The 21821-nt window shown below is 72.0% G+C and carries 20 protein-coding genes and 1 pseudogene; 10 read left to right on the forward strand and 11 right to left on the reverse strand.

Translation table 11 applies throughout. The annotated features are described in order from the left end of the window. Nucleotides 1-29 precede the first annotated feature (29 nt). A complete protein-coding gene (locus tag GA0070617_RS26015; protein WP_091444175.1) occupies nucleotides 30-1337 on the reverse strand; it encodes a DUF2252 domain-containing protein in 1308 nt (435 codons plus the stop codon). A gap of 113 nt (nucleotides 1338-1450) precedes the next feature. Between GA0070617_RS26015 and mgtE the strand changes: the two genes are divergently transcribed. From mgtE to GA0070617_RS26035, 4 genes are all read left to right on the forward strand, one after another. Further along, nucleotides 1451-2794: a magnesium transporter gene (mgtE, locus tag GA0070617_RS26020; RefSeq protein ID WP_217628873.1), complete on the forward strand. Its 1344-nt coding sequence runs from the start codon at nucleotides 1451-1453 to the stop codon at nucleotides 2792-2794. A gap of 161 nt (nucleotides 2795-2955) precedes the next feature. After that, entirely contained in the window at nucleotides 2956-3165 is a 210-nt protein-coding gene (locus GA0070617_RS26025; RefSeq protein WP_091444177.1) for a helix-turn-helix transcriptional regulator, read from the forward strand. A 132-nt stretch (nucleotides 3166-3297) separates the two neighbouring features. After that, the gene (locus tag GA0070617_RS26030) at nucleotides 3298-3654 is read left to right on the forward strand and encodes a hypothetical protein (protein ID WP_091444182.1); all 357 of its coding nucleotides are present in this window, start codon (nucleotides 3298-3300) and stop codon (nucleotides 3652-3654) included. Between the two features lie 38 nt (nucleotides 3655-3692). Further along, on the forward strand, nucleotides 3693-4328 hold the full coding sequence (locus GA0070617_RS26035; RefSeq protein ID WP_229688420.1) for a nucleotidyl transferase AbiEii/AbiGii toxin family protein: 636 nt from the start codon (nucleotides 3693-3695) through the stop codon (nucleotides 4326-4328). 12 nt (nucleotides 4329-4340) lie between these two features. On the opposite strand, the gene GA0070617_RS26040 is transcribed toward GA0070617_RS26035, so the two are convergent. The 3 genes from GA0070617_RS26040 to GA0070617_RS26050 form a co-directional block, all read right to left on the reverse strand. Further along, nucleotides 4341-5006, reverse strand: a complete 666-nt coding sequence (locus tag GA0070617_RS26040) for an NADH-quinone oxidoreductase subunit B (protein WP_091444189.1) — start codon at nucleotides 5004-5006, stop codon at nucleotides 4341-4343. 66 nt (nucleotides 5007-5072) lie between these two features. After that, nucleotides 5073-6560: a pyridoxal phosphate-dependent decarboxylase family protein gene (locus tag GA0070617_RS26045; protein ID WP_091444192.1), complete on the reverse strand. Its 1488-nt coding sequence runs from the start codon at nucleotides 6558-6560 to the stop codon at nucleotides 5073-5075. Continuing rightward, nucleotides 6557-7921: an MFS transporter gene (locus GA0070617_RS26050; RefSeq protein ID WP_091444196.1), complete on the reverse strand. Its 1365-nt coding sequence runs from the start codon at nucleotides 7919-7921 to the stop codon at nucleotides 6557-6559. Before GA0070617_RS26050 ends, GA0070617_RS26045 begins: the two co-directional genes overlap by 4 nt. Before the next feature lie 431 nt (nucleotides 7922-8352). On the opposite strand from GA0070617_RS26050, the gene GA0070617_RS30175 reads away from it, so the two are divergent. Beyond that, entirely contained in the window at nucleotides 8353-9315 is a 963-nt protein-coding gene (locus GA0070617_RS30175) for a hypothetical protein (protein WP_139135763.1), read from the forward strand. Nucleotides 9316-9407: 92 nt separating this feature from the next. Here the strand turns inward: GA0070617_RS30175 and GA0070617_RS26060 are convergent, their stop codons facing one another. Further along, entirely contained in the window at nucleotides 9408-9716 is a 309-nt protein-coding gene (locus GA0070617_RS26060; protein ID WP_091444202.1) for an MGMT family protein, read from the reverse strand. Between the two features lie 13 nt (nucleotides 9717-9729). On the opposite strand from GA0070617_RS26060, the gene proB reads away from it, so the two are divergent. The 4 genes from proB (at nucleotide 9730) to GA0070617_RS30180 (ending at nucleotide 14173) form a co-directional block, all read left to right on the forward strand. Next, nucleotides 9730-10887, forward strand: coding sequence for a glutamate 5-kinase (gene proB / locus GA0070617_RS26065; protein ID WP_091444207.1), 1158 nt, complete (start codon nucleotides 9730-9732; stop codon nucleotides 10885-10887). A gap of 88 nt (nucleotides 10888-10975) precedes the next feature. Then, a complete protein-coding gene (locus GA0070617_RS26070) occupies nucleotides 10976-12220 on the forward strand; it encodes a glutamate-5-semialdehyde dehydrogenase (RefSeq protein ID WP_091444210.1) in 1245 nt (414 codons plus the stop codon). Between the two features lie 90 nt (nucleotides 12221-12310). Then, nucleotides 12311-13327, forward strand: coding sequence for a methyltransferase (locus tag GA0070617_RS26075; RefSeq protein ID WP_091444215.1), 1017 nt, complete (start codon nucleotides 12311-12313; stop codon nucleotides 13325-13327). Nucleotides 13328-13384: 57 nt separating this feature from the next. After that, the gene (locus GA0070617_RS30180) at nucleotides 13385-14173 is read left to right on the forward strand and encodes a hypothetical protein (protein WP_139135764.1); all 789 of its coding nucleotides are present in this window, start codon (nucleotides 13385-13387) and stop codon (nucleotides 14171-14173) included. 30 nt (nucleotides 14174-14203) lie between these two features. On the opposite strand, the gene GA0070617_RS26080 is transcribed toward GA0070617_RS30180, so the two are convergent. After that, nucleotides 14204-15034 (reverse strand): prenyltransferase/squalene oxidase repeat-containing protein, encoded by an 831-nt coding sequence (locus GA0070617_RS26080; RefSeq protein WP_229688421.1) that lies wholly within the window; start codon nucleotides 15032-15034, stop codon nucleotides 14204-14206. A 448-nt stretch (nucleotides 15035-15482) separates the two neighbouring features. Here GA0070617_RS26080 and GA0070617_RS30185 point away from each other — a divergent pair, with 448 nt between their 5' ends. Continuing rightward, complete coding sequence (locus GA0070617_RS30185) at nucleotides 15483-15923, forward strand: hypothetical protein (protein ID WP_139135765.1); 441 nt, start codon at nucleotides 15483-15485, stop codon at nucleotides 15921-15923. 78 nt (nucleotides 15924-16001) lie between these two features. On the opposite strand, the gene moeZ is transcribed toward GA0070617_RS30185, so the two are convergent. The 5 genes and pseudogenes from moeZ to GA0070617_RS32500 all read right to left on the reverse strand — a co-directional run. Beyond that, nucleotides 16002-17222: an adenylyltransferase/sulfurtransferase MoeZ gene (gene moeZ, locus GA0070617_RS26095; RefSeq protein ID WP_175440659.1), complete on the reverse strand. Its 1221-nt coding sequence runs from the start codon at nucleotides 17220-17222 to the stop codon at nucleotides 16002-16004. Between the two features lie 71 nt (nucleotides 17223-17293). Next, nucleotides 17294-18295 (reverse strand): DUF3152 domain-containing protein, encoded by a 1002-nt coding sequence (locus GA0070617_RS26100; RefSeq protein WP_229688422.1) that lies wholly within the window; start codon nucleotides 18293-18295, stop codon nucleotides 17294-17296. An 80-nt stretch (nucleotides 18296-18375) separates the two neighbouring features. Continuing rightward, nucleotides 18376-19416, reverse strand: coding sequence for a DUF3152 domain-containing protein (locus GA0070617_RS26105; protein ID WP_229688423.1), 1041 nt, complete (start codon nucleotides 19414-19416; stop codon nucleotides 18376-18378). A gap of 153 nt (nucleotides 19417-19569) precedes the next feature. Beyond that, the gene (locus GA0070617_RS26110; protein ID WP_091444224.1) at nucleotides 19570-20613 is read right to left on the reverse strand and encodes an alpha/beta fold hydrolase; all 1044 of its coding nucleotides are present in this window, start codon (nucleotides 20611-20613) and stop codon (nucleotides 19570-19572) included. A gap of 176 nt (nucleotides 20614-20789) precedes the next feature. Continuing rightward, nucleotides 20790-21503 (reverse strand): annotated as a pseudogene (locus GA0070617_RS32500) (hypothetical protein); the annotation flags it as partial. Nucleotides 21504-21821 lie beyond the last annotated feature (318 nt).

Below are 21821 nucleotides of genomic sequence, written 5' to 3' on the forward strand. Positions count from 1 at the left end.
AAGCGTTAAGAGGGGGCCCTTCCTTACACCTAGAGTTTGCCGTTGCGGAAGGCGTCCACGAAGAGCTGGTGGTCCTCGCGGGCGCGCAGGCCGTACGCGTGGGCGAACTCCACCAGGTGGGTGACGAAGCCCGGCTCGTCGGCCTCGACCGCCGCCACGATCGCCTCCTCGGTGGAGTAGTCGACCAGGTCGTGGCTGGACTCGTCGTCGGCGACCGAGTGCATCCGGGCCACCGCCCGGCCCAGGTCGGCCAGCACCCCGGCCAGTTCCTCCGGTTCGTTGACGTCGGCCCAGTCCAGGTCGGCGGCGTACGGGGAGACCTCGGCGACGAGTTGTCCGGCCCCGTCCAGCTCGGTGTAGCCCAGCCACGGGTCGGCGTGCGCCTGCAGGGCCCGCTGCGACTCGGCGGTGCGGTGCCCCTGGTGCCGGAAGTAGCCCCGGACCCGTTCGTCGTGGATGTGCCGGGCCACCGCCGGCACCTGGGCCTGCTTCATGTAGATCACGACGTCGTTCTCCAGGGCCTCGGTGTGCCCCTCCAGCAGCAGGTTGTACGACGGCAGCCCGGCCGAGCCGATGCCCACCCCCTTGCGTAGCACCACGTCCTTGATCTGCGCCGCGACCGGCCGCAGTGCCGCGCTGGACTCGGGCAGGGTGCCCAGGTACGCCTGGAAGGCGGCGCAGACCTTCTCCCGGGTCGCCGCGTCGATCTCGTAGATGCCGTCCCGGACGGTGAACCGGCGTTCGTAGTTGTCGATGGTGGTCTGCTGCTTCAGCAGGTCGACCCGGGTGTTCAGCCGGGCCTGCTGGAGCACCCGGCGCAGCACCCCGTCGGCGTTGTCCAGGGTGATCGAGCCGATCGCGTCGTCCCCGCCGTTGACGATGCCCCGCAGCTCGGTCAGGTACGCCTCGGCCAGCCCGGTGACCAGGTCGCTGATCACCTGGTCGGAGAGGGCTTTGGCGTACCCGATCAGGGCGACGCTGGCGGCGAGCCGCTTCAGGTCCCAGGTGAACGGCCCGACGTAGGCCTCGTCGAAGTCGTTGACGTTGAAGACCAACCGCCCGGAGGCGTTCATGTACGTGCCGAAGTTCTCCGCGTGCAGGTCGCCGTGGATCCACACCCGGCTGGTCTGCTCGTCGAGGAACCGGTCGTCGGCGAAGTCACCGAGCTGGTCGGCGTAGAAGAGCGCGGCACTACCCCGGTAGAAGGCGAACGGTGAGGCGGCCATCTTCCGGAATTTGCGGCGGAACGCCGCCGGGTCGAGCGCCATGGACGTGCCGAACTCCTCGATGAGCACGTCGACAAGGTGGGCGGAGCGTTGGTCCGCAGTCTGGTTCATGGCCGCACGCTAACCCCTGCCCGCCACCGGCTCGATGAGGCCACCACTCAGCCCGGCCGGATAGGATCGCCGTCCGCTTCGCCAGAGATTCGCCGGAAAGGGGTTGCTTCGTCGTGTCCGCTGCCACCACCGAGGAGAACCTGCGCGGGCTGCTGGACCGCCACGACCTGGCCGGGGTGCGACGCTGGCTCGACGCGTACCCGCCGCATGTGATCGCCGACGAGCTGGCCCGGCTCGACCGGGCCTCGGCCGGCGTGCCGTTCCGGCTGTTGGACAAGGATCGGGCGCTGGCCGTCTTCGAGGAGCTGGAGCCGGTCGACCAGCAGGCCATCCTCGCCGGGCTGCGGGACCAGGCGTTCCACGACCTGGTCGAGGCGATGGACCCGGACGACCGGGCCCGGATGCTGCGCGAGGCCCCGGCGAAGGTCGCCCAGCGGGTGCTGGCCGGCCTGTCGGCGCACGAGCGGGAGCTGACCGCCACGCTGCTGGGCTACCCGGCCGGCTCGGTCGGGCAGATCATGGCCCCGGAGGTGGTGGCGCTGCCGGGCCGGCTCACCGCCGGTCAGGCGTTGCACCTGGTACGCGAGGCGGGCGCGGCGGCCGAGACCATCTACACCCTGCCGGTGGTCGACCCGGGCCGCTGCCTGGTCGGGGTGACCGGCCTCCGCGAGATCGTGCTCAGCCCGGCCGACCGTCCGGTCGCCGAGCTGGTCGACACCGACGTGCCCCGGGTGTACGCGACCGAACCGGCCGAGCAGGCCGCCCGGCTGATGCGCGAGACCAACGCCCTGGCACTGCCCGTCGTGGACAGCGAGGACCGGCTGGTCGGGCTGCTCACCATCGACGACGCGGTGGAGGTCATCGAGGCCGCCGACACCGAGGACGTGACCCGCCAGGCCGCGTCCGGACCGTGGCCCGGTCACTACATGTCGGTGAGCGTGTGGCGGCTGGCCCGGTCCCGTGCCCCGTGGCTGCTGCTGCTCATCGTCGCCTCGGTGTTGACGGTCAACGTGCTCCAGGTCTTCGAGAGCACCCTGGAGTCGGTCACCGCGCTGGCCTTGTTCATTCCGCTGCTGGTCGGTACCGGCGGCAACGCCGGCGCGCAGGCCGCCACCTCCGCCGTACGGGCGCTGGCCGTGGGCGAGCTGCGCGGCTCGGACCTGCCGGCGGTGATCTGGCGGGAGGCCCGGGTCGGTCTGCTGCTCGGCGGCCTGCTCGCCCTGGTCGGGCTCACCCTCGGCACCGTCCTCGTCGGCGGCGACGTCGCCCTGGTCGTCGGCCTCTCCCTGGTGGTCATCTGCGCCTGGGCGGCCACCGTCGGCGCGACCATGCCGATGCTCGCCAAGCGCCTGCGCATCGACCCGGCCGTGGTCTCCGCCCCGATGCTCACCACCCTGGTCGACGCCACCGGACTGATCATCTACTTCCTCGTCGCCCAGGCCGTCCTCGCCCTCTGACCGTCGACGTCACCTCGGCACCCGGACACCACCCCGCGCCGGCACCTGAGCGCCATCACGGGCCGACACCTGAGCGCCATCACGGGCCGGCGTCCGCGCGAGCGGCGCACTCCGGGCCGGGAGGCGGCGGGCCACGGTTGCCGGCGGGCCAGGGCTGAGCCATGACGCGGCTTCGACTGATGGGCACGCACGAGATCCGCGTACGCCTGGGCGGGATCAGCCGGCAGCGCGTCTACGAGTTGACGATGCGCCGCAACTTTCCCGAGCCGGTCGCCGAACTGGCCCAGGGCAAGGTATGGCTAGCCGAGGACGTCGACCGTTGGATCGCGGAGCATCGCCGCGAACTCACCGACAGCGAGGGCGACTCCTGACACACGACCTCACAAATAGATCGTGGAAGGAAAAGGCCCCCATAGGGGCCTAAAAATTCCAAGATCTATCGCACGGGCAGCTCAACGTGTCACGCGCGCCAGCCGAGGGGCAGCGGGACTACGCTGCAGGGTATGGAACCGCTCCGCTCCGTCACCGGCTCACGGAGAGCATACGAGGCCCGCCCCGGCCGGCGAGCCGTCGTGGTTTCCAGCCTGGACGAGCTACGCGGCCCGGTCACCGGCACCGTCGAACTACCGCACCGATTGTTCTGGCAACCCGACCGACGGATCGACCTTGACGAGCCAGGTCTACTCGCCTGGATGTACGAAACCGTGCTCACCGAGGCTGCGCACTCCGACGAGCTGCGCGCCTGGTTACATGGGCCGACTCTCATCGGGCTCTGGCCGCAGCTGTATCTGCCCCGGGGTGTACGCCGGGCGTGGGAGGAGCACCACCCAGCGTTGCGCGCCCGGGAGATCGCCGCCTGATGGCACCCACACCCACGCCGGACCCATTCCAACACGCTGTGGCTCGGATCGCGCTTTCCGTCGCCAGCCGCCACGGGTTCGCCCTCGCGGGCGGGCAAGCTCTGATTGCCCATGGCATCGGTGCCCGCCCCACCGAAGACATCGACCTGTTCACCGACCAGGACGGCGGTGTCGCCGCCGCTGCTGAGCTGGTCCGCAGCGCCCTACTCGACTCAGGTTTCCACGTCGAGACGATTGCCGACCCCACCGAACTGGATGACGTCTTCTACGGCTTCGAGCAGGAGATGACGGAATTCGAGGTCCATCGCGACGACCAGGCCGTACGCCTACAACTCGTGCGCTTCGCCCGCACCAACAGCCCTGTCGTGTTCGGCATCGGGCCCGTGCTGCACCTCGACGACGTCCTCGGCACCAAGGTCGCTGCCATGGTCACCCGAGCCCAGCCCCGCGACTACGTCGACGTCGCAGCGGCTTTACGCGACTGCACCAGAGATGACCTGATCGCGCTCGGCCGCCGCGCCGATCCCGATCTCGCGGACGACGAGATCCACGACTGCATGCGACGTCTCGACCGATTGCCGGACAGCGTCTTCGCCCTCTACCGCCTCAGTCCGACGCAGATCGAGACGGTTCGCGGGTCCTTTGCGGACTGGCCCCGGTCAGCCCGGCTCTGAGACCTTCGGTGCTCAGTCGGAGGCCGGATCTCTCCGGTCAGCGGCTCCGCTGGACGGAGGGCGGACCGGTGGAGCGGTCAGCGAGTCGACCGGGCGGGGCACGGCGACCGCCCCCGGGGCCGGCACCGGAGCGGCTGCCTCCGAGGGAACCGGCTCGGTGGATTCCAGGGCGCTGACGTCGGCCGACGGGGCGAGCGGGTCGACGCGGGGCACCCCGCCGAGGCCGGACTGCTCGGCGGCGATCTTCTCCTGAAGGCGCAGGATGCCGTGCAGCAGCGCCTCCGGCCGGGGCGGGCAGCCGGGCACGTAGACGTCCACCGGGATGAGCTGGTCGACGCCCTTGGTGACCGAGTAGGAGTCCCAGTACGGGCCGCCGCAGTTGGAGCAGGCGCCGAAGGAGATGACGTACTTGGGCTCCGGCATCTGGTCGTAGAGCCGCTTGATCGCCGGGGCCATCTTGTCGGTGACGGTACCGGAGACCACCATCAGGTCGGCCTGCCGGGGGCCGTGGGCGAACGGGATCACGCCGAGCCGGATGAAGTCGTGCCGGCCCATGCTGGTCGCGATGAACTCGATGGCGCAGCAGGCCAGGCCGAAGTTGAAGACCCACAGCGAGTACCGCCGGCCCCAGTTGAGCACGAACTTGATCGGCTCGCCGAGCACATCCGGCAGCTGCACGAGCGCACCCCTCTCCTGTCCCCGACCGACAGTGAACCACAGCGGGCGGCCGCCGTCGGCCGGCCGTCAGTACGTCGGGCGTTGCAGCAGGCTGACGAACTCGACAAGCAGCCGCTCCCGCAGGGCGGGCGGGGCCGCGTCGAGCAGGGTGTTCACCACCGCCATCCGCTCCGGCACCACCGCACCGCCCGCCCCAGCACCGCCGAAGCCGAGGCCGGTGACCAGGGTGGCGACCAGGTCGGGGGTGAGCGCGTCCGGGGTCAGGGTGCCGGTGAGGGTGAGCAGTTCGGCGGGGAGCCGGACCGGGCCGGCGGCGCGGGTCGCCGCCACCGCGGCGGTCAGGTCGGGGCCGAAGGCGGGCACCGTCGGGGCCACCGAGGCGGTCACCGTGAGGTGGACGCTGGCCGGCAGGTCGCCGTACCGGAACTGGGGTTGGGTGTGCCAACCGCGCACCGTCAGCTCGTCGACCAGGGTGAACAGGTCGAGGGTCGGGTCGGTCGAGGTGAAGCAGACGACGGTGGACTCCGGTTCGGCGAGCAGCCGCAGGCCGTCGACGCGCCGCACCGCCTCGGCGAGTCCGGCGACTGCCTGGCGGGTCTGCCGGGCCAGCGAAAGGTAGCCGGCGTCGCCGAGGTGGCGGAGGGTGGCGTAGGCGGCGGCGATCGGGCCGCCGGAGCGGGTCGAGGCGATCACCGGGTTGATCATCGTGTAGCCGGGCCAGTCGGCGAAGGCGAAGTACTGCGGAGCGCGCAGGGTCGCGTCGCGGTGCAGCAGCACCGAGACGCCCTTCGGGGCGTACGCGTACTTGTGCAGGTCCACCGAGATCGAGGTGACGCCGGGCAGGCTCAGGTCGAACGGGGGTACCGGCGCGCCGAGGCGGCGCAGGTAGGGCAGGGTCCAGCCGCCGAAGCAGGCGTCCACGTGGCAGCGCACCCCGCGTTCGGCGGCCAGCGCCGCGATCTGTTCGACCGGGTCGATCACGCCGTGCGCGTACGAGGGGGCGGAGCAGGCGACCAGGACGGTCTCCGACCGGATCGCGGCGGCCACGTCGGCCGGGGCGGGGCGCAGCGTCCGGGGTGAGACCGGCACGGTGTCCAGGGCCACCCGCAGGTAGTGGGCGGCCTTGGCGAACGCCGCGTGCGCGCTGACCGGCACCAGCAGGCGGGGCTCGGTGATCTGCGGGTTGCCGTCGCGGGCCGCCTTCACCGCGAGGATCAGCGACTCGGTGCCGCCACTGGTGAGGTTGCCGACCACCTCCGGCGCGGCCGTGCCGGGGCCGCCGCCGAGCAGCCGGGCCGCCGCGCCGACCAGGGCGTTCTCCATGGTCAGCAGGGACGGGAAGGCGGTCGGGTCGAGCCCGTTGACGTGCGCGCTCGCCGCGTGGGCGGCGGCGGTCAACTCGTCCAGGCCGGGCACCGCCGGGTCGTAGACGTAGGCGAAGAGGCGTCCGCCGTGGGTGGCCCGGTCGGCCCCGCGCAGCGCCCGCAGCTCCGCCAGCACCCGATCCGCCGGTACGCCCTCAGCCGGCAACGCCGGCCGCTTCTCGTCGGTCATGTGGGGGAGCCGCCCTTCGGGGTGTCGGTGACCGCGCGAGCCAGGTCGGCGGCGGTGAGGTGGTACCCGCGTAGTGCAACGGCGGCCAGGCCGACCAGGAGCGCGGGCAGGACGGTGAAGCCGAGCAGGATGCCCAGCCGGGCGGTGTCGGACTGGGCCACCGGGCCGGTGGACGACGAGGCGTACCCGGAGATCTGCAGGACCAGGCCGAAGAGTCCGGGGCCGAGCGCCAGGCCGAAGGTCTCCCCGGCGGTCCACAGGCCGGTGAAGACGCCGGCCTGGCGGCGGCCGGTGCGCGCGGTGTCGTACGCGATGCAGTCGGGGAGCATGGCCAGCGCGAAGACCTGCTGGCCGGCGTACCCGCAGCCGATCAGGGCGACCAGCGCGTAGGTCGCCACCGCCGGCAGCACCGGCGCGGCGACCAGCGCGAACGCCGCCACCGCGAAGATCACCGAGGCGGCGACCAGGGCGGCCCGCTTGCCCAGCCGGGCACCGACCCGGGTCCAGACCGGCATGACCAGCAGCGCCGGCCCGACGAAGCAGGCGAAGAGCACGGTCGGGCCGGTGGCCGGGTCACCCAGGATCTGAGCGGCGAAGTAGTTGACCCCGGCGAGAATGGTCGCCACCCCGACCGACTGCACCACGAAGCAGAGCAGCAGCGCCCGGAACGCCCGGTTGCGTCCGGCCACCGCCAGTTGGGCGCGCAGCGTCGGCTCGCTGCGCGCGACGGTGCCGGTCGGGGCGGCGCGGGTGCCGAGGAACGCGCCGAGCGCACCGACCGCGATCAGCGCCGCGACGAACAACCCCATCCACCGGTACCCGGCCAGGCCGTCGCCGCCGGCGGTCACCACCATCGGGGCGAGCGCCCCGGAGACCAGGATGGCCAGCGCCAGCACCGCGATCCGCCAGCTCATCAGCCGGGTACGTTCGGCGTAGTCGTCGGTCAGCTCGGCCGGCATCGCCACGTACGGCACCTGGAAGAAGGCGAACGCGGTAGCGGTCAGCAGGAACGCCACCGCGACGTACGCCCCGGCCGCCGGCCCGGTGCCGAACAGCCCGGCGAAGATCGCGGCGAACGACACCGCGAGCGCCAGCCCACCGAAGAACAGGTACGGGCGGCGGGCACCCCAGCGGGTGCGGGTCCGGTCGGAGAGCCGCCCGACCACCGGGTTGACCAGCACGTCCCAGGCCTTCGGCCCGAGCACCAACAGGGCGGCCACCCCGGCGGCGACCCCCAGGGTGTCGGTCAGGTACGGCAGCAGGAGCAGCCCGGGGACAGTCCCGAAGGCACCGGTGGCCAGCGAGCCCAGGGCGTACCCGAGATGGACCTGGCGGGGCAGCGGACCCGGCGGCGCGTGCATGAGTTTGAATCTTACTCACGTTGTTCGTTGCGTCACATCCTCCGGGCCGGGCAGCCAACGTAGCTCGACCCGGCCCGGCGAATCCCCCACTACGCATGCGGCGGGGCCGTCAATAGCACTCCGCGGCGACCACGCAAAGCCCCTGACGCGTCGAGAAGGACCTCATCTGTGCGGCCGTCAACCCGACCCTTGGTCCGGCGGTCACCCAGGAGCTTTCGTTGGAGCGGTCAACATCGCTCGCGCCACCCGCCAGGCCAACCGCCGCCCACACGGCCTCATCGCCGCCGTGATCTGCAGTTACCGCAGAACGCAAGGCCCCTGGGGTGCTCGGACAGGTCCGGTGCGCGGATGCTGGGCGGTGAACCGGCGGGGGTGAAGGCACGTTAGGTGGTAGGCAACGAGACGACATCCGACCAGAAGGTGTGACCACAATGGGTAGAAAATGGACCGATGAACAGTACGCTCAGGCTCTCAACAGCCGCAGACCAGGCGACCTCCCCAAGCAGAACGACACCGATCCAGTGGAACTCGGCGGCCAGCCGGTGGAGGTCCCCACCGGCAGACTCCTGGCCAACCTCCGGGCCGAGGGTCGGGTCGACGGCCGCACAGATCCGGCCCTCTTCGACGCACTCACCCGGCACGGAATCAACCCCATCAGGAACCCGGCAAAAGACCCCGGCCGTTGGTACATCCCTCCCTCCGGCGCACTCATCAGGTGGACGGATGACATCTACGCGAAGGCTCTCAACAGCCGCAGACCAGGCGACCTCCCCAAGAACAGCGACACCGATCCAGTGGAAATCGGCGGCCAGCCGGTGGAGGTCCCCACCGGCAGACTCCTGACCAAACTCCGGGCCGAGGGTCGGGTCGACGGCCGCACAGATCAGGCCCTCATCGACGCATTGGCCCGGCACGGAATCAACCCCATCAGGAACCCGGCAAAAGACCCCGGCCGTTGGTACATCCCTCCCACCGGCGCAGTCATCAAGTGGACGGATGACATCTACGCGGAGGCTCTCAACAGCCGGCCGCCAGGCGACCTCCCCAAGAGGAACGACACCGATCCAGTGGAAATCGGCGGCCAGCCGGTGGAGGTCCCCACCGGCCAACTCCTGAACAACCTCCGGGACAAGGGTCGGGTCGACGGCCGCACAGGTCAGGTCCTCTTCGACGCACTCACCCGGCACGGCCTCGACATCGTCCATTCCCCGGAGCACCGCCGTTGGTGGGTTGAATCGCGGGCATCGGCGCCAACCCGACCCGCAGGCGTCACTCTCGGTGATATCGCGGCGATGACCGGCCCCCACCACAACGGCACGGGAAGCTCCTCCACTGCCCGGGCAGCAGGTGATGACCCCTCAGCGGCCTTGGCACGCAAGAAGCAACGCAGATAGGTGGGCGCGGCGGTCGGGGCGGGTAACCGGCACGTACACGTCCACCGGGATCGGCTGGTTGACACCCTTGGTCACCGAGCCGCCTGCGTGGCCTACCCCTCGTACGGATCCCAGGCTGCCGACATCTCCACCCCGGCGGCCCGCAGCGGCGTGCCCTCGGCCCGCAATCGGGCCCGCGCCTCGACCTCGTGCCCCGGCGGCAGCCGCCCCGACGAGGTCACCACCCGGTGCCAGGGCACCCCGCCACCGTGCCGCGCCATGATCGAGCCGACCAGCCGGGCCGAGGCCCGCCCGGAGCGCTCGGCCAACGCGTCGGCCACCGCGCCGTACGACATCACCCGGCCCGGCGGGATCCGCTCCACAAGGTCGAGCACCGCCTCGACGTACTCCTCAGGGGTCACGACCGGCCACGATATGGGAACCGGCGCGGGACCACGCAGCGCCACCACGCAGAATGGTCGGGTGCGGGAAGCAGTCACGACGGCCCGGCGGGTCGTCGTCAAGATCGGATCATCCTCGTTGACCACCGCGACCGGCGGTCTGGCCACCGACCGGGTGGACACCCTGGTCGACGCGCTCGGCGCGCTCGCCGCGCAGGGACGCGAGGTCGTGCTGGTCTCCTCCGGCGCGATCGCCGCCGGGCTCGCCCCACTCGGCCTGCCCCGGCGACCGCGCGACCTGGCCACCCAGCAGGCCGCCGCCAGCGTCGGGCAGGGCCTGCTGATCGGCAGGTACGCGGGCAGCTTCGCCCGGCACGGGCTGACCGTCGGGCAGGTGCTGCTCACCGTCGACGACGTGACCCGGCGGGCGCACTACCGCAACGCGTACCGGACCCTGCGCAAGCTGCTCGACCTGCGGGCGGTGCCGATCGTCAACGAGAACGACACGGTGGCCACCGAGGAGATCCGGTTCGGCGACAACGACCGGCTGGCCGCCCTGGTCGCCGCCCTGGTCCACGCCGACCTGCTGGTGCTCCTCTCCGACGTCGACGCCCTCTGGACCGGCGACCCGACCCGACCCGGCTCGACCCGGATCCGCGAGGTACGCGACGAGCGCGACCTGGCCGGGGTGACCGTCGGCGGGGCCGGTCGGTCCGGGGTCGGCACCGGCGGCATGGTCACCAAGGTCGAGGCGGCCAGGATCGCCACCGGCTTCGGCATCCCGGTGGTGCTCACCGCCGCCCCGCTCGCCCCGGCGGCACTGGCCGGCGAAGAGGTCGGCACCCTGTTCCACCCCGGGCGGACCCGCCCCACCGCCCGGCTGTTCTGGCTGGCCCACGCCACCTCACCCCGGGGCCGGCTGCACCTGGACCCGGGTGCGGTGCAGGCCGTGGTCGACCGACGCAAGTCGCTGCTGCCGGCCGGGATCACCGCCGTGGACGGCACCTTCACCGCCGGCGACCCGGTGGACCTGGTGGACACCGCCGGCGACCCGGTGGCCCGGGGGCTGGTCAACTACGACGCGGTCGAGCTGCCCACCCTGCTCGGCCGCTCCACCGCCGACCTCGCCGCCACCCTCGGCCCCGGCTACGAACGCGAAGTAGTCCACCGCGACGACCTCGTCCTGCTGTAAGGAAGGGCCCCTTGTTAACGCTTTCTGTTGTATAAGGGGCCCTTCCTTACACCCCCGTCAGTGAGCAACCCACCGCAAGGAGTGCACGATGAGCGTCACCGAGCAGGCTCGACGGGCCCGGGAGGCGGCCGGCGCGCTGGCCGTCGCCACGCGTACCGCCAAGGACGGCGCGCTGCACGCGATGGCCGACGCGCTGGTGGCGCGTACCCCGGAGATCCTGACCGCGAACGAGGCGGACCTGGCGGCCGGGCGCGAGGCCGGGCTGTCGGCGGCCATCCTGGACCGGTTGAAGCTGGACGGGCCCCGGGTGGCCGGAATCGCCGAGGCGCTGCGGCAGATGGCCGCGCTGCCCGACCCGGTGGGTGAGGTGGTCCGGGGCTCGACCCTGCCCAACGGGCTGGAGCTGCGGCAGGTCCGGGTGCCGTTCGGGGTGGTGGGGATCATCTACGAGGCCCGGCCGAACGTGACCGTGGACGCCGCCGGCATCTGCCTGAAGTCCGGCAACGCGGCCCTGCTGCGCGGCTCCTCCTCGGCGGCCCACTCCAACGCGGCGTTGGTGGCGGTGCTGCGGGACGCGGTCGCCGGTGCCGGGCTGCCGGCCGACGCGGTGCAGCTGCTCGACGCCACCAGCCGGGACTCGGTCAAGGAGCTGATGCGTGCCCGGGGTCTGGTCGACGTGCTGATCCCGCGCGGTGGCGCGTCGTTGATCCGCACGGTCGTGGAGGAGTCCACCGTCCCGGTGATCGAGACCGGGGTGGGCAACTGCCACGTGTACGTGGACGCCGCCGCCGACCTGGCCAAGGCCGTCGCGATCACGCTGAACTCCAAGACCCAGCGGCTGTCCACCTGCAACACCGCCGAGTCGCTGCTGGTGCACGCCGACGTCGCGGACGCCTTCCTGCCGGCGGTACTGGCCGCCTTCGCCGAGGCCGGGGTGACCGTGCACGGCACCCCCGAGGTCGCCGCGCACTCCGCCGCGGTGGTCGCGGCCACCGACGAGGACCACCGCACCGAGTACCTGTCGGCGGACATCTCGGTCGCCGTCGTCGACTCGCTCGACGCCGCGATCGACCACATCAACAGGTACGGCACCGGGCACACCGAGGCGATCGTCACCGACTCGCAGTCCGCCGCCCGGGAGTTCGTGGCCCGCGTGGACGCGGCGGCGGTGATGGTGAACGCCTCCACCCGGTTCACCGACGGCGGCGAGTTCGGGTTCGGCGCGGAGATCGGCATCTCCACCCAGAAGCTGCACGCCCGGGGCCCGATGGGGCTGCCCGAGCTGACCAGCACCAAGTACGTCGTCACCGGCGACGGCCACCTGCGCGGCTGAGCCGGGCGGGTCGGTGGCGGCGTGCCCCGACCCGCCGCCGCTGTCGGCTGCCCGACACCTACTTTGATCAACAAGTGATCGAATGTCCCGATGATCACCCCGACTCCCCTCATGGGCATCGTGACCGGTTACTGGGCATTCAAGACGCTTGCCGCCGCCGTCGAGCTGGATCTCTTCGGCCGGCTCGCCGGCGCACGCGTGATCACCCGTGCCGAGGCCGAACAGGAGTTCGGGCTGCCCGAGCGGCCGGCCGATCTGTTCCTCGCCGCGTGCGCCTCGCTGGGCCTGCTGGAGAAGGCCGGTGACGGGTACCGCAACACCGAGCTGGCCGAGCAGTTCCTGGTGCCCGGCCGGCCGCACTACTTCGGTGGGCAGGTGCGCTACTGCGACGAGCGCACCTACCTGCCGTGGCACCGGATCACCGAGGCGCTGCGTTCCGACAAGCCCCTCACCTGGGACCCCGCCACCCAGGAGTCCCTCTTCACCGATGTCGACGAGAAGATGCTGGCGCTGTTCTGGGCGGCGATGTACTCGACCTCCAGCTTCACCGCGCGGTCGTTGGGTGAGGCGTACGACTTCGGCGGGCACCGGCGGCTGCTCGACGTCGGTGGCGGGGCCGGGGCGTTCCCGGTGGCGCTGTGCGGGCGGTTCCCGGAGCTGACCGCGACCATCTTCGACCTGCCGCACGTCTGCGCGATCGCCGAGACCAAGATCGCCTCGGCCGGGCTGACCGACCGGATCGGCACCACCGCCGGGAACTTCCTCACCGACCCGGCCCTGCCGACCGGCCACGACGTGATCCTGCTCAGCATGATCCTGCACGACTGGGACGAGGCGCAGAACCGCTCGATCCTGGCCAAGTGCCACGCCGCGCTGCCACCGGGCGGGACCGTGGTCATCTCCGAGCTGCTGCTCAACGACGAGCGGACCGGACCGCCGGCGGCCGCCCTGATGGGGCTGAACATGCTTGTCGAGACCGAGGGCGGGCGGAACTACTCGGCCGCCGAGTACGGCACCTGGCTCACCGACGCCGGCTTCACCGACGTGCGTACCGTCACCTTCGACGGACCGGGCGCCAACGGCGCGGTACTGGCCACCCGCGCCTAGGTTGGGGTCCAGCATCCCGGCCTCGCACCTGCGAGGGACGACGGAGGTACGAACACCGTGCCGAAAAGCAGAGACGAGACAGCCTGGCGGAACTGGGAACGCCATTATGATGAATTGGCCGACCGAGGCGCTTTCCAGCGCGATTCCACCGGGAAGTTACACAGCAAAGGAATACAGAACGCCGAAGAAAGGACCGTCGCCAACGAGATCGTGAGCTACAACAATCCGAAAAGGGTAGCGTACGGCGGCGGCAAAAGTATGCCTGAACTCCTCCGGCAGAAGCTGATCGATAATGGGCACGTTCCAGATGTCCCACGGAGGACTGGCAGCGCAAATAAGGTCCACCGGACCCGAGAGGAGTGGGCGCTGGCCATGCGCGAGGCCGGCCGGCAGCCGGTCCCCAAGAAAATCAGCGTGCTGCCAGCGTATTGGCCGGTCGAGGTGGAAGGGATCGGTCTCGTCGACATCGGGCCCCGACTTCGGGAGATCCGAGCCGGCCGCATTCAGCCATCCGATTCGGAGTTGATGGTCATGCATCAGAACGGATGGGACGACTTCGCCCCGAGGGAGGGTACCGCGGCGCACCTGCGGTACCAGGCACTGAAGAACAATGCCCCCGTCGCCCTTCCCATGCAGGGATCGTCCGCCGCGATCGGTCCACCGCCCCCCGGGCACCCGTCCGACCCGCACCTGAGCGACTATCCTTCGCCGACGGCGACCGCCCTGGTCGCCAGCATGACCTACGGCCATGGCTACGGCGCCCAGCCCTCCTCAAGTTCCGCCCCACCACCACCCTGGGACCAGGGCCCGGCCCAAAATCAGGGCAGAAGCAGACTGGGGAGCTGAGAGATCCTGCCGCTGACCGGGGTGGGACGGTCAGCGGCAGGCGCGGATGGCGGCGAGGGTGGTGTGCACGTCGAAGCGGTGCCCGTCGTCGCTGTCCCAGCCGCCGTCGGCGCGCTGCGTCTCACCGAGCCGGCGGCGGGCGGCGGCCAGCAGCCCCTGCTGGTCGTCGAGGCCGACCCGGCGCAGCGTGGCGGCCAGCCAGGCCACGTCGGCCGGGGACATCTCCGGCAGCCGCGCGCCGAGCACGGCCTGGATCCCGGCCGCCGGCTCGGACATCCGTTGCCGGTGCAGCACGGCCGCGCTCAGCCAGCCCGCGGCCAGGAACGACGGCCAGCTGCCGTCCGGGGCGAGCTGCCCGGCCAGGGTCTGCGCGGCGGCCTGCACCACCCCGGCGTACGCGCCGCCGACCCGGTCGTCCAGCGGCCCGGCGGCGCGGGCGTCGAGGCCGGCCACGGTGAGCCAGAAGCCGGCGTACGCGGTGAGGTAGAGCCGGGCCGCCGGGTCACCGGGCCGGGCCCACTCGGGTGCCGCCTCGGCCAGCGCCGGGTCCTCTTCCCAGCCGCCGTCGGGCAGTTGGCGGGCGGCGAGCCAGTCCAACGCCCGGCGGGCCGCCGGACGGCCGAGCGCACCGAGGTCGTCCAGTTCGGTCAGCCGGAAACAGGTGGCCTCCACCGAGGCGGCCTCGCCACCCTGTACGGCCGGCCAGCCACCGGCGGGGAGCTGTCCGTTCTCGACGGTGTCGAGCAGCTCCGGTGCCGGCTCCGGCCCGCCGCGCAGCCCGGAGAGCCTGGCCCGGTCCACCACGTCGCCGTGTGCCACGACGAACCCGACTGCCGCTTCCAAGTCGACCACGCAGGCCACGCTACCGGCGCAAACACGATTCCGCCTCGGCTAGCGTGGCCGATACTGCCGCCGGTCGGCCCCGGCTGACCAGCGGCGCAGCGCCGCAGCGGCCGAATCGACCCGCCGCACCGTGGGCGGCGACAGCAGGGGGCAGTGGCATGGTGCCAGGCAAGGACTGGAACACGTGGTTCGAGGTCTACCAACGGATGCACGAACGGGGTTCCATCACCCGAGAACCCGGTGGCCGAATGATGCTGGTCAACATCGCGGGCAAACCGGAACTCGCCGTCCGAAGGGACCTGTACGCGTACAACAACCAGCCAGCACACCGCATGTACGGCGGCCCCAAGACGATGCCCGAGCTTATTCGGGAGCAGCTCATTCAGAACGGCCACCTACCGAGGGTGTCCCGGGCGGTCGTCGGGGCGAAAAAACATTCCACCAGCGGGAGATCTACGCCCTGGCCATGGACGTACTCGAAGAGGAGGTTCGCCGCAATGGCGCGCAGCGGCCCACCAAGTCTTACCCCCCGGTACAGGTCGGAGAGTACGGGCTGGTCGACTCCGCCCACCGACTCTCCAACATCAGGGACGGCATCGTCAAGAATCCATCCGACTCGGAACTGATGAAGATCTACCAGAAGGGGTGGGAGTACTTCGCCCCGAAGGAAGGGACCTACGCGCGACAGCGGTACGACGAGCTCAAGGCGAACGCTCCCGACCTCTCGGCGCCCGATCGGCAGCGACCGGCAGCGGGGCAGCAGCCGGACCACACCGTGATCGCCCAGGCCGCGCGCCTCGGCTACGGACCCGGCTCCGGTGCCCAGCCCTCGTCGAGTTCCGCCCCGCCACCGCCGGAGTGGGGCCAGCGCCCCTCCCCGGGCCGGGGCGGACCGGGCGGCCCCTGAGCCGGCGACGCCCCCGGAGCTGTGAGAAGGGGCCCCTTCTCGACCGTAGGAGTTAAGAAGGGGCCCTTCCTTACCGGGTCAGTACGTGGGCAGCGACGGGTCGATCTGCTTGACCCAGGAGAGCACCCCGCCCTGCAGGTGGACGGCGTCCCGGAAACCGGCGGCCTTCAGCGCGGCCAGCGCCTCGGCGGAGCGCACCCCGGACTTGCAGTGCAGCACCACCTGCTTGTCCTGCGGCAGCCTGGCCAGCGCCTCGCCGGAGATGATGTCGCCCTTGGGGATCAGGGTGGCCCCGGGGATCGAGACGATCTCGTACTCGCCCGGCTCCCGGACGTCGACCAGGAAGATGTCCTTGCCGGCGTCCTGCCAGTCCTTCAGCTCGGCGGCGGTGATCGTCGAGTCGACCACCGCCTCCTGGGCCTCCACCGAGACCGCGCCGCAGAAGTCCTCGTAGTCCTCCATCAGGTCGGTCAGGGTGGCGTTCTCCCCGCAGAGCACGCAGTTCGGGTCCTTCCGGACCTTGATCTTGCGGTACTCCATCTCCAGGGCGTCGTAGACCATCAGCCGGCCGACCAGCGGCTCACCGACCCCGGCGAGCAGCTTGATCGCCTCGTTGACCTGGATCGAACCGATCGAGGCGCAGAGCACCCCGAGCACGCCGCCCTCGGCGCAGGAGGGGACCATGCCGGGCGGCGGGGGCTCCGGGTAGAGGCAGCGGTAGCAGGGGCCGTACTCGGCCCAGAACACCGACGCCTGGCCGTCGAACCGGTAGATCGACCCCCAGACGTACGGCTTGCCGAGCAGCACCGCCGCGTCGTTGACCATGTACCGGGTGGCGAAGTTGTCGGTGCCGTCGACGATCAGGTCGTACCGGGAGAAGATCTCGCGGACGTTCTCCCGGTCCAGCGCGGTGTTGTGGATCTCGACGTTGACCAGCGGGTTGATCTCGCGGATCGACGCGGCGGCGGACTCGGCCTTGGACCGGCCGACGTCGGAGACGCCGTGGATGACCTGCCGCTGCAGGTTCGACTCGTCGACGGTGTCGAAGTCGATGATGCCGAGCGTGCCGACCCCGGCGGCGGCCAGGTACAACAGGGCCGGCGAGCCGAGGCCACCGGCGCCCACGCAGAGCACCCGGGCGTTCTTCAGCCGCTTCTGCCCGGTCACCCCGACGTCCGGGATGATCAGGTGGCGTGAGTAACGGCGGATCTCGTCAACGGTCAGCTCGGCGGCGGGCTCGACGAGCGGGGGCAACGACACGGTGGACTCCCCGGGATCGGCTTCGGTGTGCCGCGCCATTGTTGCTCGCCGGGGCGGGCATCGGCCATGAGCAGGGCCACGTCGTCCGACATGCGGGAGCGGGAATAACGTCAGATGCCCGGTACGGGCTCCCCGGCGTGGCGCACCCCGTCGAGGTACGGCCAGGCGTTGGCGACGCAGCCGTCCAGCCCGTACGTCTGCTGCTGCATCACCGGGGCCGGCTCGCCGGGGCCGGGGCAGGCCTCGTGGCCCGCGCCCAACTCGTGGCCGATCTCGTGGTTGACCACGTACTGCTGGTACGTCTCCACCGGCGCGCCGTAGTCCGGCACCGCCTCCAACCAGCGGGCCAGGTTGATGATCACCTGTCCGGGCAGCCGGCAGGAGGTGTACCGCTCGGTGCTCAGCCCGCCCCGGGCACACATCCGCTCCGAGGTGACCGGGGTGGCCAGGTAGACGGTGAAGTCGGCCACGCTCGCTTCGGCGACCCGTTGCACCCGCAGGTCACCCGAGGCGATCCAGCTGCGCGGGTCGGCCAGCACCTCGTCGACCGTGCCGGCGAAGGCGGCCACGTCCTGACCGGCGCCCTGCTCGACCGCGACGTGGTAGCGGCGTACCCGGCCGCCGGTGCCCCGTACCGGGGACTCGCCGTCGGCGGTGACGAAGCCGCCGGTGCCGACGGACGGTGTCGTGGTCGGCGGCTGTTCGCCGGTGGCACCGTCGTCGCTCCCACCACCATCGTTACCGAGGCCACCTTCGTTACCAGGGTCACCTTCGTTACCAGGGTCACCGTCGACACCAGGGTTGTCGTCGCCGGCTCCTCGGGTGTGGTCGTCGCCGGTGCCGGCACCGTGGCCGAACCGGTCACCGGGGATCAGCCGGGCCGGGTCGAGCGCGGGGCCGTGCAGGCCGGGCAGCGGACCGGTGAGGGCCACCGCCGCGAGCAGCAGCGTGCCGGGCAGGACCGCCCATCGCCACCCGCGCCCGGCCGAGGCGCGGGCGTGCCGACCACGCCGCGCGGACCACGCCCGGAACCGGTACGCCCGGCCCGGTCGAGGACCCCGGCTGCCGTGCCGGGGTGACCCGGCGCGGTCGGAAGGGGACGAGAAGCTCACCCGGCCAGGGTGCCACGCTTTCCGGACTTATGACCGCTTTTGCCGCGAAAAGCGCGAGGATGTTTCACCTGACCCGGTGGTCAGAGCCGGGGACCGGCGTACCGCTTTCCGTCCCGATACGGCCACGGGTTGGCCAGGCAGCCCTTGAGGAAGATCGTCTGCTGCATCATCACCGGCGCCGGTCGCCCCGAACCCGGGCAGCGTTCGTGCCGGTGCCCCAACTCGTGGCCGACCTCGTGGTTGACCACGTACGTCCGGTACACGCCCAACGGCACCTCGGCACTGACGAAGTGCGGCACGGACGACCGCCAGCGATCCAGGTTGATGATCACCTTGCCGGGGGCCCGACAGGACGTGTACGGGCGGCCACCGATCCGGATGTCCACCCCTCCGGCGGCACACATCCGGGCCGCCGTACGGGCCGTGGCCAGGTAGACCGTGAAGTCGTGGGCGGCCGACCCGGGGACCTGGCGCAGCCGCAGCCGGCCGCCGTCGATCCAGCTGCCCGGCCCGACCAGCGCGGTGTGCACGGCGGCACCGAATCCGCCCGCGTCCTCCCCGGCACCGTGCTCCACGGCGACCCGGTACCGCCGCAGCTCACCGGAGCGCCCCAGCACCGCGCCCCTCCGGTCGTCGTACCCGAAGGTGCCCCGCCCCTTCGCCGGGGTGGGCCCCGCCAGCCGCAGCACCGTCGCGGGGTCCGGCGCGGCCGGTCCGACGATGCCCGCCGGTTCCCCGATACCGTCCGGTTCTACGATGCCGTCCGGTTCTACGATGCCGTCCGGTTCTACGATGCCCGCCGGTCCGACCAGGCCCGCCGCGCCGGGCGACCCGGCCGACTCGGGAACTACCGCCGGACCCGACGGTGCCGCTCGCCACTGCTCGGCGGTGCGCACCTCCGCCACACCAGCCGACTCGGGCCGCTGCGCGACCACGAGGATCGCCGCGCCGACCGCCAGGGCCAGCACCAGCAGCCCCGCCGCGGTCCGTCGCCGCCGGAGACCTGGCGGTACGACACTCCCGGCGGATCCGCCCGCCGTCGGTGCTGGTGCCGGCGGTGGAGTTGTCGTCGGCGTCGCGGTCGGAGTCGGCGCGGCGGGTGGGCGAGGGGTGGCAGGCACCCGGTCAGCCTGCCACGGCCACCCGACCACCGGGATCTCCGACGCGGCGTGCCGTCGCGGCCGACCGGTGCCCCGCCGGCCGCAGCCGGCACGGGATTCAGCCGGCCGCGGCCGGCACGGGATTCAGCCGGCTGCGACGGAACTGGCGGAGGTTCAGCCGGCCTGGCCTGCCCCGGCCCGACCTGGCCGCACCCGGGCCGGCCCGGTCTCTTCCGGCCCCACCTCGGCCGGCCCCACCTCGGCCGGTCCGGTCTCGGCCGACTCGGTGAGGAAACTGAGCGCGGCGCGGGCGACGACCCGGGGCACCTCCAACTGCGCCACGTGACCGACGCCCCGCAGCATGATCAGTCGGCTGTCCGGAATCACCCGGGCCGTCTGCGGTCCCACCAGGGGATCGACCAGCCGGTCCTGGAGCCCGCCGATCACCAGCGTGGGGGCACGGATGGCCGCGGCCAACCGCCACAGCGAACCGGACCCCGGCAGGTACGACCGCAGGAAGCTGCTGACCAGGCCCCGGAACGTCCGGACGTACGCGGCGGCGTAGTGCGCGGCCTCGTTGCGGATCCGGATCTCCTCCAACGCCTCCGCCCGGCGCTGGTCGCTGATCCGGCTGAGGTCGGCGACGCACGCCTCCATCGCCTGCCGGGCCATCACCTCCGGGGCGATCCGGGCCAGCCGCCAGGCGGCCAGCTGCTCGCCCCGGGGGATCGCCAGCAGGGGCAGCATCCGGCCCTGCAACGAACGGCGGAAGTCCAGGAAGGGCAGCGCCGGGGAGATCAGCGTCAACGTCCGGACCAGGTCCGGGCGGAGCCCGGCCACCTGGACGGCGACCGAACCGCCAAGCGAGTTGCCGAACAGGTGCACCGGCCCACGTCCGGTGTGCTCGATCCAGCGGACCACCCGGTCGGCGAAGGACGGGATGGTGTACCGCAGGCCCGGCTCACTGCGCCCGAAGCCGGGCAGGTCGATGGCCTGGCCGTCGAGGCGGTCCGCCAGCAGCCCGGCCAGGTCCGTCCAGTTCTGCGAGGAGCCGCCGAGACCGTGCACGTAGAGCGCCGGCTCCGCGTCCGGCCCGGTGGCGGGGGTCTCCCGCACGTACGTGACCGAGCCGTCGAGGCGTACCGGGCGACCGGGCCACGGCGGCGGGGTGCGGTGTTCGGGCAGGAGATGATCCGGCCAGAGGGTGGCGCGCTTCATCACTCCAGTCTGCCCGGGCCGCGCCCGGACGGCACCACGGCCCAGCCCCGGCCCGGCAACATCACTCGCGATCCGGCAAGCCACCCAGGATCCGGCAGGCACCGCCCAGGATCCGGCAAGCACCGCCCGGGAGCCGGCAAGCACCGCCGCGTGGTACCGGTCGACCCGCCGTCGGCTCAGGCCAGCAGAGCCTCCAGCCGCCGGTTCACCGCGGCCAGGGTGGCGCGTACCACCGCCTGTCGGGGGTCCCCGGCCACCAGGGCCGAACCGGCGAGCTGCTCCACCCAGCCGTCGCAGACCAGCAGCACGACCACGGTGGCCACCTCGCAGTTGCCGAACGGCACCACCGCCGCGTGCTCGACGAAACACCGGCCACGATCGCCCACCTGGTCGTCACCGCGTAGCAACTCGTCCACGGCCGCACCGGCCGCCACCGCGCAGAGCCGCAGCACGTACCCGTCAACCGCCGGGCCGGTGGCGAACCCGGCCGAGCTCTCCCCCGCCGCCAGCAGGCGTACCTCGACGTTGGCATCGAGGCCGAACGTGCTGACCTGCACGTGATCGATGATCACCCGGGGGCCGGGCACTCCGCCCGTGTCCAGGGGCCGGGACGGGGCGGTCTCGGTCGTGGTCATCTGCCCACCGGAGTACGACGCCGCGAGCGTGGCCGGGCTTCCGGTGGCCATCCCCTCCGGCACCGGCGAGGCCGTGGCGTACTCGGTACCGGCCCGTCCCCGGCTGCCGCCCGAGCGCCGACGACGCGCCGTCTCCGCGCCGGCCACCGGCTCCACTCCGCCCGGTGCCTGCGGTCCGCCCGGTGCCTGCGGTCCGCCGGCCACTGCCGACCCGACCGGCGGTACCGATCCGGCAGGTGCCTCGTCCCGGGACCGGACCGGGCCGGCCGGCCCGGCGCCACCCGCAACCGCCCCTGCCGGTCCACCCGGTACCCCCGATCCGCCCGGCATCGCCGGCCCAGCCGACATCGCCGGCCCAGCCGACATCGCCGGCCCAGCCGACATCGCCGATCCAGCCGGCATGGCCGATCCGCCCGGTACCGCCGTACTGGTCGGCCCTGTCGTTCCGATCTGCGGGCCTGGTCCGGCCGTCGCGTCCGGGGCAGTCGCGGGCGTCGAACCAGGTGCTGTCGCCGAACCGGTCGGGGGGATCGTGCCGCTCGGGGAGATGGTGCCGGTCGGTGGCGTCGTGCC

The organism is Micromonospora yangpuensis (assembly GCF_900091615.1).
In the GTDB taxonomy this organism is placed as follows: domain Bacteria; phylum Actinomycetota; class Actinomycetes; order Mycobacteriales; family Micromonosporaceae; genus Micromonospora; species Micromonospora yangpuensis.

What these genes read in the sequence shown, in the direction of transcription:
- GA0070617_RS26015 (WP_091444175.1), bottom strand. Translation starts at nt 1,337, where the DNA reads ATGAACCAGACTGCGGACCAACGCTCCGCCCACCTTGTCGACGTGCTC.
- GA0070617_RS26025 (WP_091444177.1), top strand. Translation starts at nt 2,956, where the DNA reads ATGACGCGGCTTCGACTGATGGGCACGCACGAGATCCGCGTACGCCTG.
- GA0070617_RS26030 (WP_091444182.1), top strand. Translation starts at nt 3,298, where the DNA reads ATGGAACCGCTCCGCTCCGTCACCGGCTCACGGAGAGCATACGAGGCC.
- GA0070617_RS26045 (WP_091444192.1), bottom strand. Translation starts at nt 6,560, where the DNA reads ATGACCGACGAGAAGCGGCCGGCGTTGCCGGCTGAGGGCGTACCGGCG.
- GA0070617_RS26050 (WP_091444196.1), bottom strand. Translation starts at nt 7,921, where the DNA reads ATGCACGCGCCGCCGGGTCCGCTGCCCCGCCAGGTCCATCTCGGGTAC.
- GA0070617_RS30175 (WP_139135763.1), top strand. Translation starts at nt 8,353, where the DNA reads ATGGGTAGAAAATGGACCGATGAACAGTACGCTCAGGCTCTCAACAGC.
- proB (WP_091444207.1), top strand. Translation starts at nt 9,730, where the DNA reads ATGGGAACCGGCGCGGGACCACGCAGCGCCACCACGCAGAATGGTCGG.
- GA0070617_RS26070 (WP_091444210.1), top strand. Translation starts at nt 10,976, where the DNA reads ATGAGCGTCACCGAGCAGGCTCGACGGGCCCGGGAGGCGGCCGGCGCG.
- GA0070617_RS26075 (WP_091444215.1), top strand. Translation starts at nt 12,311, where the DNA reads ATGATCACCCCGACTCCCCTCATGGGCATCGTGACCGGTTACTGGGCA.
- GA0070617_RS30185 (WP_139135765.1), top strand. Translation starts at nt 15,483, where the DNA reads ATGGACGTACTCGAAGAGGAGGTTCGCCGCAATGGCGCGCAGCGGCCC.
- moeZ (WP_175440659.1), bottom strand. Translation starts at nt 17,222, where the DNA reads ATGGCGCGGCACACCGAAGCCGATCCCGGGGAGTCCACCGTGTCGTTG.
- GA0070617_RS26110 (WP_091444224.1), bottom strand. Translation starts at nt 20,613, where the DNA reads ATGAAGCGCGCCACCCTCTGGCCGGATCATCTCCTGCCCGAACACCGC.